Below are 15371 nucleotides of genomic sequence, written 5' to 3' on the forward strand. Positions count from 1 at the left end.
TTTGCCCGGGCGGGTTTTATCTATCCGTACAGACGCCGCGCAGGAGGGAAACCGCCCGCCGGAACCACCACGGAACGTCCGTGGCTGCGGTGTCACACCAAGGAGACATCATGTCAGAAGAAACCACCGAAAACGGCACGTGGCTCACTCAGGAGGCCTACGACCGCCTGCAGGCGGAACTCGATGAGCGCGAAGGCCCGAAGCGCCAGGAAATCGTCGATCGCATCGAGGCCGCTCGAGACGAGGGCGATCTGCGTGAGAACGGTGGCTACCACGCGGCCAAGGAAGAGCAGGGCAAGAACGAGGGCCGCATCTCCCAGCTGCGCTACCTGCTTGAGAACGCCGAGGTCGGCGCCAAGCCCGCGGACGACGGCGTCGTCGAATCCGGCATGCTGGTGGAGGCCGAAATCGGCGGCAAGAAGCTGACCTTCCTCCTCGGCAGCCGCGAGGTCGCAGAGACCCTCGTGGGCGACCAGGACATCCAGGTCTTTTCCGAGAAGTCGCCCATGGGCCAGGCCATCCACGGCCACAAGGTCGGCGACGAGCTGTCCTACAAGGCCCCGAACGGCAAGGACATCCCCCTCAAGGTTCTGTCGGCCAAGCCTTACTGATCCTTCGACCCAGACGTCATAAAAATCCGGTCCCGCCAGGTGCGGGACCGGATTTTTTTGCCTCGGAGAGGAACTGTGGAAGAACGCGGGAGCCGCCCGGCCGCCGTCGGCCGCCGAAGCGTCTCTCAGCCGACGACCATCGGGGTAAAGCCTTCGGCTTCGAGGGCCTGGAGCACCTCGTTGCTGTGCTCCTCCCCCTTCGTCTCCATGTCGATCGTGATGGAGACGTCCCCCATCGACAAAGAACCGCCGACGCGGGTGTGGTCCACACCGGTCACATTGGCGTCGCACTCCGAAATGATTCGGGAAATGTCCCTCAGCTCGCCCGGGTGGTCGGTCAGCATGATCTTGACGGTCAGGTACCGTCCCGCTGCGGACAGACCACGCTGGATCACTTTGAGCATCAGCATGGGGTCGATATTGCCGCCGGAGAGGAGGCATACGGTCGACCCGAGATTGCCGAACTTCTCGTTGAGCTTGCCGTTCATGAGGGCCGCGACGCCGACCGCTCCGGCCGGCTCGACCACGAGCTTGTTGCGCTCGATGAGGAAGATCAGGGCTCGGGCCAGGTCGTCCTCCGACACGGTGACGACGTCGTCGACCAATTCCTTGATGATCGAGAACGGCATCTGTCCGGGGCGCCCCACGGCGATGCCGTCGGCGATGGTCGATACCTTCTTGAGGGGAACGAGGGCGTCTGCGGCGAGAGACGGCGGGTATGCGGCCGCGTGCTCGGCCTGGACGCCTATGACTCGAATCTTCTTTCCGGTCCTCGCCTCGTGACTCTTGGCCGCGACGGCAACACCGGCCAGCAGACCGCCGCCGCCCACGCCGGTGATGATCGTGTCCACGTCCGGGACCTGGTCGATGATCTCGGCACCCAGAGTTCCCTGACCGGCGATGATGTGCTTGTTGTCGAAAGGGTGCACGAAGACGGCGCCCGTCTCGTCCGCGTATCTCTGGGCTTCGGCCAGGGCCTCATCCACGTTGTCGCCATGGAGGATGACCTCCGCCCCGTGGTCCTGGGTCGCCGCGATCTTGGGGAGGGCAGCGCCCTGGGGCATGTAGATACGCGCCGTGATACCCAGTTTCGACGCCGCCAGGGCAACACCCTGAGCATGGTTGCCGGCCGAGGCGGCGACGACTCCCGACGCCTTGTCTGCGTCGCTGAGTTGCGCTATCCGGTTATACGCCCCACGGACCTTGAAAGAACCCGACCTTTGGAGGTTCTCACACTTGAGATGGACCGGAGAACCGATCTTGCGTTCCAGGGCCCGCGAGTGCGCAATGGGAGTCCTCTCAATGGTCCCCTCCACAAGCCGTGTGGCCTGCGCGATGTCCTCGACATGGACAGGAAGATCTTCCAAGGGAGTCACTGATTCATCCTTACTGCGGACGGTGGAGGTAGTGGGTTTTGGCCCACCCTATAGGCTACTGCTCGGTCGCCGAGCCGGTCGAACGGCGGGCGTGGTCGTCCGCGTTCTGGACCTCGGGTGCGTCCTGGTCCGGGGAACCGTCCCCGGCGGAGCCGTTGTCCGATCCGTTGCTCCGGCTCTTGGCCGCCGACGACAGTCTCTCCTTGACCTTCTGGCCGGCCGACTTTTTCTGCGCACGCTGTATCTCCCAGTCGAAAGCGTACGGCGTGGTGCGGATGTTCGAGTCGGTCTCCCACTCCCGATTGGCCAGATAGCGGACCACGGTGTTGACGACCGCCAGCACGGGGACCGCGAACAGGGCACCGATGATGCCGAGAACCATGGAACCCAGGGCGACCGCGAGCACAACCGCCAAGGGGTGGAGGGAAACGGCCTTACCCATGACCAGCGGTTGCAGAATATGCGACTCGACCTGCTGCACCAGCAACACCGCCGCGAGCATGATCACGGCGTTGATCGGCCCATTGGCGACGAGCGCCAGGAGCACAGCCACCGCACCCGAGACGAGCGCTCCCACGACCGGGATGAACGAACTCAGGAACACCAGCACACCCAGCGGGAACGCGAGCGGCACGCCCAGGATCAAGGCCGCCAGGCCGATCCCGACGGCGTCGACGAAAGCCACCAGGACCTGCACACGGGCGTAAGAGACGAGGGAATGCCACCCCCGGCGTCCGGCGCCGTTGACAGCGGTTCTGGCCTTTCTGGGCACGAATTTGAGCAGGAAGAGCCAGATCTTCTCCCCCTCCAGGAGGAAGAAGATCAGGGTGAAGAGCATGATCAGCAACCCGGTACCGACCTCGCCGGCTGTCGATCCGACGGCCGCCGCCCCGCTCATGAGCTGACTCGAGTTCTCCTTGACCGTGGTGGTCAGTGAACTGATGGCGTGGTCGACCTGGTCGACCGACACCTGCAGGGGCCCGTCCGACAACCAGCTCATGAGCTTCTGGTAGCCGACCACCACTTGGTCCGAGAGCTCCGTGAAACCTTTGATGAGCTGCTGCCCCACGACCGTCAGAAGGCCCAGGACCACCAGGATGCCGCCGAGCTCGACGATCGCGGTCGCGAATCCGGCCCGGATCTTCTTGCTGCGGAACCAGAGCACGAACGGCGAGAGCAGTCCCGCCAGCAACGCGGCCACGAGAACGGCCACGATCACCGTGCTGATCGAACGGCACAGGTACACGAGAGCGGCGGCCGTCGCCAGGATCACGATGACCCTCCACGACCACGCGGCCGCGACATTCAGCGCGAAAGGAATGTCCGGTGCGCCGGAGGGACGATCGGACGACTCCTTCCTGTCCAAGTGGACTTCCGAAATGTTGTCTGCTGTCACGTTCGAACGAGAGCTCATGGATTTCATCATACGGACGGGTTGCGATCAGGGGAAACAACAACGAGGCCCCGCCCAAAGGGCGAGGCCTCGTGTCAGGGGACGATGCGTCCCGAAGATGCGGCTAGTTTCGTGGCATGAAGTAGCTGAGCAGACGCAGAATCTCGACGTACAGCCACACGAGGGTCACGATGAGGCCGAAGGCCAGTCGCCACGATTCCTTCTGCGGAACACCCGCGCGGAGGGCGTTGTCGATGTTCTGGAAGTCCTGGATGAGGCACGCGCAGGCCATGACCACGGCCAACAGGCCGATGATGATCCCGAGCGGAATTCCGAAAACGGTGACATCCCGCATCGAAGAACCGGTGAAGGCCCCGAAGATGAGGTTGCCGACGATGAACACGAGGTAGGCAACCATCCCGATGGCCAAGACCTTCGCCGCCTTGCCGGTGATACGGACCCCGGCCTTCGCGTACAGTGCAAGCATTCCGAGGAAAACGACCAGCGTGGAGACCACGGCCATCAGCACGATGCCGCCGAATTGGGTCTCGAAGACACGGGAGATGCCACCGAGGAAGAGTCCCTCGCAGACCGCGTAGCTCATCACGAGCGCGGGCGAAGTCTTGCGCTTGAAGATCACGACCAGGGCGAGCACGAAACCGATGATTCCGAAGAGGGCAGCGATGCCTCCCAGGAACCAACCGACCGCACCGCCGACGGCGATGAGACCCAGCATGCTGAGGGTCTTGACGACGACGTCGTCCATCGTGGCCCGCTGCGTGTCCGCAGGAGTGGCCGAGGGGGCGTTGTACATCTGGTTCAGGGAGGCCGCACTCGGAGCCTGCCCATATGCGGCGTCACCGCCGCCCTGCGAAGCGTTGGGATTCCGGCCGTACTGCGACTGGCCGGCATAAGCATGGTCATTTCGCTGCGCATCATTGTTCATGCGCCTGATCAGGGGATTTCCACGTCCCATGGGATTCCTCGATTCTCAAGCGGTGGACTCCCGAATCGCGCGACACTGCGAGCGGCTCGGCCCGTGCGAACCCGGGATTTCGTCCATTCTACAGATTTCCGCGAGGTGGCGGCAGGCGAGAGCCCGGGATTCCGCTCTCGGGAGAGAGCATCGAGCGATGCGCGGTGCCCCAGGTGGGGCTCGAACCCACACTGGACGGATTTTAAGTCCGCTGCCTCTGCCGATTGGGCTACTGGGGCGAAACGCACCCCGCACCTTCCCAGGAAGGTGCGGGGTGCATAGGTCAGCTGTCGACCGTCACGAGGACGGGATCATGGATCAGATGCGCGCCTTTTCTTCCTTCGGTGCGATACCCGTGGCCTCCTCGAAAGGCCGACGCGGGGTCCGCTCGTTCCGGATCGGCGAGGTGTCCCGCCCGAAGACCGTGCTGAGCACCCAGTTCGCGGCCACGCGCGTGGTTCGCTCGACGGTCGGGATGGCCATCCCGTGGTAGCCGCGGTGCATGAGCCATGCCAGGGGCCCTTCGAAGGAACGGCCCTTGATATTGGCCACGCCCTTGTAGACGCCCAGCCCGGCAACAGCACCGAGGTTCTCGTGGTAGTAGTCCTTGAGCTCTCCACCATTGCGGGCGGCCATGATGTTCTCAGCCAGGGTCACGGCCTGGCGCGAAGCGTGCTGAGCGTTGGGAACGCAGAAGCCCCCCACGCCCTTGCCGGTCAGGTCCGGAACGGCGGCGTTGTCGCCTGCCGCCCACGCACCCTCGACCACACCGTCGTCACCGGTCACGCGCAGGTCTGCGCCCACTCGAACACGTCCGCGCTCGTCGATCGGCAACGTCGACTGCTTCAGGAACGGTGCCGCCATGACTCCGGCGGTCCAGATCAGGGTCTGAGTCTCGACCTCACCCGCCGGAGACTTGTCTCCCATGTTGATGAGCTTGCAGGTATCCCCGTCGACCTCGCCCAGGGACGTGTTGAGCAGAACCTCGATGCCGCGGGAACGCAGGTGGGCGACCACGGATTCGGCCCGGTCCTCGGGGACCTCGGGCATGATGCGCCCCATGGCCTCGACCATCACGAAACGGAGGTCGGAGACCCGCAGGCGCGAGTTGCGCGCCACCGCGGCCCGAGCCATGTCCTCCAGTTCGGCGATGGTCTCGACGCCGGCGAACCCGCCGCCGACCACCACAAAGGTCAGTGCCCGACGTCGAGCGGCTTCATCCTTGAGCAAGGAGGCTGTCTCGATGCGGTCGAGGACCCAGTTGCGGACGTGCACGGCTTCCTCGATCGTCTTCATGCCGATCGCGTTCTCGGCCAGACCGGGGATCGGGAAGGCGCGGGTCACGGAGCCCGCGCCGATGACCACCTGGTCGTACTTGAGTTCGTAGGTGTCGCCGTCGTCGTTGCCGCGCACGGTGGCCGTCTTGGACTCGTGATCGATCTTCTCGACCTTGGCACCCAGGATCTCGCAGTCCTGCAGGTGCTGGCGCAGCGGTACGGTCGCGTGGCGCCCCTCGACGTTTCCGGCAGCTACCTCTGGCAGGAAGGGAAGGTAAGTCATGTAGGGGTTGGGATCCACCACGGTCACGACGCCGCCCGAGGCCTTGATGGCCTTCTGGATCTTGCTAGCAACGGTGAAGCCGACGTATCCGCCGCCGACGATGAGAATACGAGGGCGGTCATTCGCAACTTGGTTAAAAGACATGGTAGAAATGCTACTCCCTTGGATACACGTGGACTGCGAGGGTCTCGACTCCCAATGTTGTCACCAAAGACCTTACGCCGCCATTCGGGTTTCACCGATTTATTGCCTCGGGCCCCAGAAATCTGACCTGCGTTCTTTCGTTTCGGTGCGTTCGGCCTTCGTCCGCCGTCTGGTCCATCCCAAACTCTCGGCCAAAATCCGCATCGGCGGGTGGGGCGGCGACCCCAGCACGCGTCGTAGCCGAGCGACCGTCCCGGAGGCCAGCAGCCACATCCATCCGGCCACGGCGGCGATGAGACCGATCGGCAACAGCAGATTCACGTGGTTTCCCGGCGCGGGCTCAGGAGCTGCCACGGGGTCTATGCGCTCCCCGGCTTGGTGTTCTTCAACAGGGGGTTCGCTGGGCTCGTCCGTCGGGTCCGCCCTGCGATGGACCTTGGCCCAGGACGCCACGGATCCCAGAGGATTCTTGCGCGTGCCGGAGACATCCTCATCGCGCGACAGGGCCGCCATCGGGTCGATCATCCCGTATCCGTACTGCGGGTCCCGGCCTTTCTCTCCGCGGTCTTCGGCGGTGTCGATGAGTCGCTGGATGATCTGTGCGGACGACTCGTCGGGGTACTTCTGCCTCATCAGCGCCAGAAGACCCGACACCATCGGCGCCGAGGCGGACGTTCCGGACCAGAGACCGTACTTGTTGTTCGGCAGGGCACCGATGAGGTCTTCGCTCGGCGCCGCAACGGCCAAGGAAATCCCTTGCGCCGAGGAGTCCCAGGACGTCTTGCCCTGGCGGTCCACGCCGCCCACGGAAACCACCCCGGGAATGGTCGACGGGGCGCCCACCTGCGTCACTCCCGAACCCCGGTTCCCCGCCGAGGCGACCACCACGACGTCGTGATCCTGGGCGTACTGGAATGACTTGTCCCAGCGCTCTGGCCAGTCCGTCTTCGACGATCCGACCGAGAGGTTCACGACTTTCGCCCCGGAATCGACCGCTTCCTCGACCGCGCGGGGAATCTGGTCCTCTACCGACACGTTCCCCGGATTCTGTGTGCCCAGCCATACCGAGATCGGAACGACGTTCGCCTCGGGGGCGATACCTATCATCCCGAGCCCCTGGCCGGGCTCGCCTCCCGGTTGCGCATCGCCCTCCCGGCCCGCGTGGCCGTGTCCAGCGATCATCGACGCCACGAGGGTTCCGTGCTCGGGTTCCGCGCCGACCGGCTTCCAGCCGTCCGCGCTGCCTCCCCCGGAGACATCCTTGCCGTCCAGCACATTGCCGGAGAGATCCTGGTGATTGCCATCGACGCCCGTATCAATCACCGCGACCTTGACCCCTTTTCCGGTCGCTTGTTTCCACGCGGAGCGAATACCCAGTTCGTCAAGCCAGTACTCACGCTTCCTGACCTCTTCGTCCGTGCGGTCGGAGGACGACGGCGCGGAAGGCCCCGACTCAGCGTCGGCGGCCGCGACCGGAACGGCCGAGGCGATCGTGACGACCGCCAGAGCCGCGAGCCACCGGAGGGCCCAACCGTGCCGCACCATGATTCAGGTCCGTTTCCGTGCCTCGGCCACGGACAGCGCAATGCCGTCCAGGATGTCGTGCTCGCTGGCGAGACACGTGGTGACCGCGCCGTCGGTGATTTCGGCGACCCGTTCGGCGATCCGCGCCCAGATCTGCGCGCCCGCCCCGATGACATCGGCACGTCCCGCGTGCATGATGCCGAGCTCGGCCCTCTGGGCACGGGTCATGCGAGTCAGAGCCTCGGCGGCCGATGAGACGGCGTCGATGCTGAGCTCGCTGCCGTGGATGCGCTCGGCGTCGTACTCGGAGAGCCCCAGGGCGTAGGCCGTCAGGGTCGTGACCGATCCGGCCACGCCGACCAGCCTCGTGGTCGTCCGCATGGGGACGGCCTCGAGAACGGTCGTGACCGCTACGTCGACGTCGCCCAGAAGCATGCGCACTTGGCCGTCCGTCGGTGGATTCGAGCTGAGGTGGCGCTCGGTCAGACGCACGCAACCGATGTTCACCGACCGTGAGGCGAGCACGCCCGAGGCGTCCCCGAGCACGAACTCGGTGGAGCCGCCGCCCACGTCGACGACCAGGTCCCGGCCCTCGCCCACGGGCCCGATGGTCGCGGCCGCGCCCCGGAAGGACAACTCGGCTTCCTCCGATCCCGAAATCACCTCGGGAACGACGCCGAGGCGCTGGTTGATCCCTTCGACGAACGCGTGACGATTTCCCGCATCGCGGGTCGCGCTGGTCGCGACCATCCGCACGTGCTTGACCTTGTGCTTCTTGATCAGCTGCGCGTATTCCTCGGCCGCGGCAAAGGTGCGGTCCAAGGAGTCCTGGGCGAGCCAGCCCGTGGCGTCCACCCCCGCTCCGAGGCGCACGACGCGCATTTCGCGGACGACGTCGGTGACGACCGAAGGTTCCCCTTCCGAGGACGCCTTCGTGACATCCGCGATGAGAAGGCGAATGGAATTCGTACCGCAGTCAATGGCGCCGACGCGCATATTCTCTCGTTCTCCTCAGGACTCGTTCGACAACTCTTCGTCACGGCGCCACGCGGGGTCGCACGCGCAGCGTTCGGGGGTCCACCACTGTTCGATCGCGCGAAGGGTCTCGTCCCCGAAGGGATTGATGCCCGTGCCGACCGAGAGCGTGTGCCCGAGCACCGCATGGAGGCACTTGACCCGTTCCGGCATCCCTCCGGCAGAGATCCCCTCGATCTCAGGCACGGGATCCGTACCAGATGCGAGACGGACCCGCTCCCGCTCCGCCAAATAATTCCGGTGTGCGGCCCGGTAAGCGTCTGCGACGTCGTTGTCCTGGGCGATCCGGTCGGTCATCTCGTACATGAGCCCCGCGGCCTCCAACCGTGAGGCGGCCTGCGTGACGACCGGATGAGCAAGATAGAACACGGTAGGAAACGGGGAACCGTTCGACAAGCGGGGGGCCGTGGCGGCGACCAGCGGATTCCCGCACACGCAACGCGCCGGGATCTCGACGACGTCGCGCACCGGACGCCCCAGCTCCCGGGAGAGGACCAGCAGGTCCGTCTCGGTCGGTGCGAGGGTGTCCCGGCTCGCGCCGAACCCTCGGGGTTGATGAGGGGCTGGATTCTGAGTCACCGGATTCCTTCGCGGGATAGATCGTTCACGGTTGCCAAGGGGTCACTCGGCGGATTGGGACAGTGAGGACCAGAGATTCTCACCCCAAGAGGGTGGGCTCGAGATGACCGCCTCGGCCGATGAATCGTCCGCCTGGTCGCTGGACTTGTCCTTGCCCGTCACGATGTACGGGGTTTCACCTGGGCTGACGTAGGACAGGCGCTCCCTGGCCTGCTGGCGAACGTAGTCGTCGTCGTTCCAGCGATCCTTCTGGTCCTTGAGATCCTTCTGCTCATCCTTGAGCCCCGAGATCTGCTGTTCCAGGCTGTTGATCTCGGCCTGCTGGGCAAAATAGCGGTGCACCGTGGGCGCCAGGGGGACGACCAGTGCCAGCACGATCAGCAGAAGCAGGACCGTTCGTCCCGAAAAGGACCTGGCCGCGACAGGCTCGGGGGCTTCTTCGACGTCGCTCCAGTCCTCGCGACCCATCTGGTTCTCGTCAGACGTGGCGGCGTCCTCCGCGTCCGCACGCTCGACCACGCGGCGCTGCCGCCACGAGCCGAATCCGAACGGCTCCTTCGCCGTTGTCTTGCCCGCGCCCGGGGTCTCCCGTTCCTGAGCCGGGTCCGCCGTGGAGGTTCCCTTGGCTCGGCCCTGCCCGGAACGGAGGCGGCGCGATACGGCGGCGAAGGGATTCTTCATAGCGATCGAACCTCTCGGGGCGGGGGAAGAAGCTTTCGAGCCCTTACTCTACCGAAAGACGCCCCGCCGGGAGGAACCCGGCGGGGCGTCGGAGCGGTCATCCCTCAGGAATCACTGGGAGGCGCCGAAACGCGGGAAAGCAGCCGCACCCGCGTACTGGGCGGCCGCGCCGAGCTCCTCCTCGATGCGCAGGAGCTGGTTGTACTTGGCCACGCGCTCGGACCTGGCGGGCGCGCCGCTCTTGATCTGGCCCGAATTGGTCGCGACCACGATATCCGCGATGGTCGTGTCCTCGGTCTCCCCGGAACGGTGCGAGACCATGCAACGGAACTCGTGGGTCTGCGCCATGCTGATGGCGTCGAAGGTTTCGGTCAGGGAACCGATCTGGTTGACCTTGACGAGCAGGGCGTTCGCGGCCCCCAGTTCGATGCCCTTGCTGAGGCGCTCCGGGTTGGTCACGAAGAGGTCGTCGCCGACGATCTGGACCTTGGTGCCCAGCTGTTCGGTGATGGTCTTGTAGCCTTCCCAGTCGTCCTCGTCCAGGGGGTCCTCGAGCGAGACGAGCGGGTAAGCGTCCACGAGCTCGCCGTAGTAGGCGGTCATCTCTTCGGCGGTCTTCCGGCCGCCTTCGAAGGAGTAGGTGCCGTCTTCCTTGTTGTAGAACTCGGAGGAGGCGGCGTCCAGCGCGAGGGCCACGTCCTTGCCCGGAGCATAGCCAGCCTTCTTGATCGCTTCGACGATCAGGTCGAGGGCGGCGCGGTTGGAATCAAGGTTCGGCGCGAAACCGCCTTCGTCTCCCAGACCCGTGGCCAGGCCGCGTTCCTTCAGCACGGACTTGAGGCTGTGGTAGACCTCAGCACCGTAGCGCAGCGCCTCGGCGAAAGTCGGGGCCCCGATCGGGGCGATCATGAATTCTTGGATGTCCACGTTGGAGTCCGCGTGAGACCCACCGTTGAGGATGTTCATCATCGGCACCGGCAGAACGTGCGCATTCGGCCCACCAAGGTACTTGTAGAGCGGAAGATCGGAGGCCTCGGCCGCCGCGCGCGCCACGGCCAGAGAAACGCCCAGAATCGCGTTGGCTCCGAGCTTGGCCTTGTTGTCCGTTCCGTCGAGTTCGAGCATCACGGCGTCCACGGCCCGCTGGTCGGCCGCATCCATGCCGATGACGACCTCGGAAACTTCATCGATGACTGCCTTGACCGCGTCCAGAACGCCCTTGCCGAGGTAGACGGATTTGTCCCCGTCACGACGCTCGACCGCCTCAAACTCACCCGTGGAGGCGCCGGACGGCACGGCCGCGCGGCCGAAGCTTCCGTCATCGAGCAGGACCTCGACCTCGACGGTCGGGTTGCCTCGGGAATCGAGGATCTGGCGCGCGTGGACGTCGATGATGATAGCCATCTGAATGCTCCTAGAAAATCGTGAAGAATGAATTGGCTCTTCGATACCGAGCCTAGTGAGTTTGTGGGAAATTCTGAACTTCTCCCCCGTGACGGCACCGATATCCGAGGTCATCGTATCGAATTCCCACACAATCGGACATGAAGTCAGGCATTCCCACGGTGCTGTGCCACGTAGCCCCTGACGGCACGCCGCAGGGCCCGTTCAGGATCGACCCCGAGACCCCGCGCTCTGGCCACCATGCGCAGGAGATCCTGTCCCATGCGCTGCTCTGCCTCGTCGGCGGAGCCGGGGACCACCGATTCCGGCGAGACCTCACGTGCGGACCGCTCGCCGGGTTCCTCAGCCCTGTGCCCCTGCACCGGTTCCACGGGCGACGCCGGTGCCGCCGACGGCACCGGGGTCGTGTCTGTCGGAAGGGGAAGACCCGCTTTGGCCGCCTTGTTCAGGGTCTTCTCTCCCAGGGCGAGCGCCGGCAAGGCGGGAGGGATGCCGTCGAACGGGTCCTTGCGGTCCGGTTTCTCAGCCTTTTTGATCTCGTCCCATCGTCGAGTCAGAGCTTCCAGGCCGTCGTCGCCCGAGGCGCCCGCCTGGGGACCGTCCGTGGTTGCCCGGTCTTCGAACACGTGCGGGTGCCTGCGGACCATCTTCGAGTTCAGCGCTTCGATGACGTCCACGATCGAGAAGCCGTCCTCAGCTTCTTCGGCAACCCGTGCGTGAAAGACGACTTGGAGCAGGACGTCGCCCAGTTCCTCGAGCAGCAGCGCCCGGTCGACGCCGCCGGGCGCCTCGATCGCTTCGACGACCTCGTAGGCTTCCTCGATCAGGTACCGCACGAGGGACTCGTGAGTCTGTTCACCGTCCCAGCGGCACCCTCCGGGAGACCGGAGCCGATCCATGAGCGCCACCAGGTCCGCGAAGGCAGACTCGGCCGTCGGCCGGTCGTCTCCGGAAGCCGTTTCGGGCGAATGGTGAGGTCGCCTCATGACCCGACCACCGGCGCGTCGGAATATCCGGCCATGACGCGGTCGATGAGATCGTCACGGTCATCGGCCGCAAGGAACGCGGCCTCGGCCGCGGTCAGGGTCAGCGCCCGGAAATCCTCCCGGTCGTATCCGAAGACCCCGGCCAGCTCCATGAATTCGTGGGTCATGGAGGTCCTCGACATCAGCCCGTTGTCCGGATTGACCGTCACCGCGAATCCGAGTTCCCTGAGCAGCTCAAAGGGGTGTTCCGAGTACTTCTTGGCCCTGGGCCGCTCCCCCGCCGGATATTCCCTGCCGATCCCGTCGAGGCTCGGGGCGGCGTCGGTCTGGAGGTTGGAGCACGGGCACAGTTCCAGGGGAATTCGCCGGTCCCTGACCCAGGACGCGAGGGGCCCGAGGGCGTAGACCGCTGTCGCGGGCGGCGGCGAGAGATCGCGGCGGCGGGGCAACCGGGAGACGTTCTCTCCCAATGTTCCGCGCGGCTCGCGGGGACTGAGATCCTCCGCGATGCGTACCCCGTGACCGATCCTCAACGCCCTGCCATCGAACAAGGCCTGACGCATCGATTCGAGCCCGTCCGCCTCGCCGGCATGCACCGTGGCCGGAAGGAAGTTCTGGGCACAGTACTCGAGTGCATCACGGTGCGACGAGGCCGGGAAACCGGCCTCCGGGCCGGCCAGGTCGAAACCCACGACGCTGCGGTTCGCGTTCCGCACCGCCGCTTCCGCGACCTGAAGCGAACGATCGTTCTGCCTCATCGCGCAGATGATCTGACGGACCGAAATGCGTCGACCGCGGTCGGCGGCTTCCGCCTCCCCGGCGCGAAGGCCCCGGTCGACCGCCTGGATCGCGGTGTCCAGATTCAGATCGCGGCCGAGATGCTGCTCCGGTGCCCACCGGACCTCGCCGTGAATGACGCCGTCGGTCGCCGAATCCAGAACGTACTCGCGGGCAACCCGCTCGAGTGCCGCCACGGACTGCATGACCGCGACGGTGTGTTCGAAGGTCTCGAGGTACCTCGCGAGAGATCCCGAATCGGCCGCCGCTGCGAACCACTCCTCCAACCCGGCCGGCTCACGGCTCGGAAGCTCGTGCCCGATCTCGGCCGCCAGTTCGATCACGGTTGTCGGGCGCAGCGCGCCGTCCAGGTGGTCGTGGAGGCAGACCTTCGGGAGGGACGCGAACCACCCCTCGTCATGGGCCGGTTCGGGCCACGGCGTCACCACCTGGGCGCTCACGGTACGAGCCGCCACGTCATCCGTACGGTCATCCTCGGGTCAGAGGCTCCACTGGGTGAGCGCATCGGTCATGTGCTCCGGGATATTCGCACCCGTCCTCGGGAACATCCGCAACTCTTCGATGTACTGCTGGGCCGGCAGGCGGTCCTTGTACTTCACGAAGCTCTCCTCGTCCTCGTAGGAGAAGGAGACCTGCGGCGGAACACCGGGAGTGAAACGGAACATCATGGCGATGGGCGACCCCGCGCCCTCCTGGTAGGAGTCCGACTTGAGCTCCAGGATGTGCAGGGCCTCCTCCGGAATGAGGTCGAAGGTCTTCCGCTGGTCCCAGAAACCGTTGCGACGCACGTGGGTCAGGGCGTCGTAGTAGGACCCGAGTGCACGCACGCGGATCAGTACGGTCGACACGTCCCTCGCCGTACCGTTCGGGCCGAAGAGGGTCTTCTGGGCCTCTCCGATGCGCTTCAGCACGTCGGCCTCGGTCAGCACGAGATTGCCGGGAGCCAGCTGGGTCGTCGAGGGCTTCTGCGGCCCGGTCTGCTCGGAGCTCGAGTACGAGGGGGCGACGTCGGTCTGATCGGCCGTCGAGGGGACGGAATCCGGAAGATCGGCCGCGACGGTCGACGACGCTGCGGCGGAATCCGAGCGGCCGTCCTCCCCATCCCATTGGGAGTCCTCGACGACGTCGGGAACCGGCTCGGACGCATCCGCGGTCCCATCCTGCCCCGGTGTGGCCGCCGCGGCCTCCTTGGAGGACGACGCCGAGGAATCGGTGGTTCCGGATCCCGCGGAAGCGGCCGCGCCACCCGCCACGGCACCTGCGGCGACACCGCCGGCAGCCGCACCGCCCACGGCGGCACCGCCCGACGTCGCGTCCTTGCTCGGCTTGTCGGCGGGCTGTCCGCCCTTGGCGTTGGCCTCGGAGAAGGAGGAGGTCGTGGCCGAGTCCGAACCGTTGGAGGCCTCGGCTCCTGCACTCTGAGCATCCGTCACGGCACGAGACTTCTCGGTTCCCGAAACGACCTGGGTCCTCGAGTCGTTCGAGGCCACGCTGTCCTTCGACGAACCGGCGTCCTCGGGCGTTCCCAGAACCGCGTTCTCGCCGTCGCGCCCGGATTCGCCGGTCGCATCGGATTTGCGCGCCTCGGCGTCATCCGCAACGGCGTCGAGCGCTTCGCCACGTTCCTGGTCGGTCGAGGTGGAGGCGTTCCGCGTCGATCCGCTTGCCGCCGTCCCGGCCGCGGCGCCCGCCGCGCCACCGGCGACGGCGCCCGATGCGGTCGCGGCACCCGCCTTGCTCGCGGACGTCGAACCGGACGCCCCATCGGACCCCGAAGCGTCGGATTCTCCGCCGCGGGAGAGCGTGGTCGGCAGGGTCTGCGTGTAGGCCTCGCGAACCTGCTCGTCGGAATTCGGGTAGGTGTACTCGACCTCCACCGAGCGTCGGCCCTCGCGCACCGAGGAGATCATGATCTCGGCACGGCGCCAGGGACCGTTCTCGCTGGCCTGCGCCGCCGTGTAGAGCTTGGCCACGGCGTCGAACCATGGCGACTGCGTATCGACCGTGGTCTTGCGTTCTGGCTTCTCGCTCGGGTCCATGACCGCGGTCATTTCGTTGCCCCGCTGATTCAGCTGGAGCGTGGCCACGCGCTCGGACTCCATCATCTTGACGATGTCCGGCAGTCCGTTGGTCGTCGGAAGCTCGGGGCGGTCCGGCAGAGCCCGAACTTCCGAGCCGGCAGAATCTTCCTCCTGCCGCTCCGTTCCGTTCAGCTCATCGTCCGAACGCCGCACGGCGTCGTCGTCCGAGTTCTTGCGGAAAAGCTTGAAAGCCACGACTCACCTTGATTTTCTGCGCCCGCAC

Annotated in this window: 13 protein-coding genes and 1 tRNA gene; 1 reads left to right on the forward strand and 13 read right to left on the reverse strand. The window is 65.7% G+C overall.

Going from position 1 to position 15371, the window contains the following annotated elements:
* Window positions 1-110 precede the first annotated feature (110 nt).
* Window positions 111-611: a transcription elongation factor GreA gene (gene greA, locus AB0Y14_RS09545; RefSeq protein ID WP_436589026.1), complete on the forward strand. Its 501-nt coding sequence runs from the start codon at window positions 111-113 to the stop codon at window positions 609-611.
* A gap of 125 nt (window positions 612-736) precedes the next feature.
* Here the strand turns inward: greA and ilvA are convergent, their stop codons facing one another.
* The 13 genes from ilvA to AB0Y14_RS09610 form a co-directional block, all read right to left on the reverse strand.
* Window positions 737-1987 carry a threonine ammonia-lyase gene (gene ilvA / locus AB0Y14_RS09550; RefSeq protein ID WP_436589027.1) on the reverse strand — a complete coding sequence of 417 codons (1251 nt, stop codon included), beginning with the start codon at window positions 1985-1987 and terminating at the stop codon, window positions 737-739.
* A gap of 55 nt (window positions 1988-2042) precedes the next feature.
* The gene (locus AB0Y14_RS09555; RefSeq protein ID WP_436589028.1) at window positions 2043-3401 is read right to left on the reverse strand and encodes an AI-2E family transporter; all 1359 of its coding nucleotides are present in this window, start codon (window positions 3399-3401) and stop codon (window positions 2043-2045) included.
* A gap of 103 nt (window positions 3402-3504) precedes the next feature.
* Window positions 3505-4356, reverse strand: a complete 852-nt coding sequence (locus tag AB0Y14_RS09560; RefSeq protein WP_436589029.1) for a Bax inhibitor-1/YccA family protein — start codon at window positions 4354-4356, stop codon at window positions 3505-3507.
* Between the two features lie 165 nt (window positions 4357-4521).
* Window positions 4522-4595: transfer RNA gene (locus AB0Y14_RS09565), tRNA-Leu, on the reverse strand.
* Window positions 4596-4674: 79 nt separating this feature from the next.
* The gene (locus AB0Y14_RS09570) at window positions 4675-6060 is read right to left on the reverse strand and encodes an NAD(P)/FAD-dependent oxidoreductase (RefSeq protein ID WP_436589030.1); all 1386 of its coding nucleotides are present in this window, start codon (window positions 6058-6060) and stop codon (window positions 4675-4677) included.
* A 99-nt stretch (window positions 6061-6159) separates the two neighbouring features.
* Window positions 6160-7605, reverse strand: coding sequence for a S8 family peptidase (locus tag AB0Y14_RS09575; RefSeq protein WP_436589031.1), 1446 nt, complete (start codon window positions 7603-7605; stop codon window positions 6160-6162).
* A 3-nt stretch (window positions 7606-7608) separates the two neighbouring features.
* The gene (locus AB0Y14_RS09580; protein WP_436589032.1) at window positions 7609-8580 is read right to left on the reverse strand and encodes a Ppx/GppA phosphatase family protein; all 972 of its coding nucleotides are present in this window, start codon (window positions 8578-8580) and stop codon (window positions 7609-7611) included.
* 15 nt (window positions 8581-8595) lie between these two features.
* Window positions 8596-9198: a DUF501 domain-containing protein gene (locus AB0Y14_RS09585; protein WP_436589033.1), complete on the reverse strand. Its 603-nt coding sequence runs from the start codon at window positions 9196-9198 to the stop codon at window positions 8596-8598.
* Window positions 9199-9240: 42 nt separating this feature from the next.
* On the reverse strand, window positions 9241-9879 hold the full coding sequence (locus AB0Y14_RS09590) for an FtsB family cell division protein (RefSeq protein ID WP_436589034.1): 639 nt from the start codon (window positions 9877-9879) through the stop codon (window positions 9241-9243).
* A 111-nt stretch (window positions 9880-9990) separates the two neighbouring features.
* On the reverse strand, window positions 9991-11283 hold the full coding sequence (gene eno / locus AB0Y14_RS09595) for a phosphopyruvate hydratase (protein ID WP_436589035.1): 1293 nt from the start codon (window positions 11281-11283) through the stop codon (window positions 9991-9993).
* Between the two features lie 146 nt (window positions 11284-11429).
* Window positions 11430-12269 (reverse strand): MazG nucleotide pyrophosphohydrolase domain-containing protein, encoded by an 840-nt coding sequence (locus AB0Y14_RS09600; protein ID WP_436589036.1) that lies wholly within the window; start codon window positions 12267-12269, stop codon window positions 11430-11432.
* Complete coding sequence (locus tag AB0Y14_RS09605) at window positions 12266-13495, reverse strand: adenosine deaminase (protein ID WP_436589126.1); 1230 nt, start codon at window positions 13493-13495, stop codon at window positions 12266-12268. Before AB0Y14_RS09605 ends, AB0Y14_RS09600 begins: the two co-directional genes overlap by 4 nt.
* A 51-nt stretch (window positions 13496-13546) precedes the next feature.
* Window positions 13547-15343 (reverse strand): hypothetical protein, encoded by a 1797-nt coding sequence (locus tag AB0Y14_RS09610; protein ID WP_436589037.1) that lies wholly within the window; start codon window positions 15341-15343, stop codon window positions 13547-13549.
* Window positions 15344-15371: the final 28 nt, after the last annotated feature.

The organism is Rothia sp. HC945 (assembly GCF_051370785.1).
Lineage (GTDB): Bacteria > Actinomycetota > Actinomycetes > Actinomycetales > Micrococcaceae > Rothia.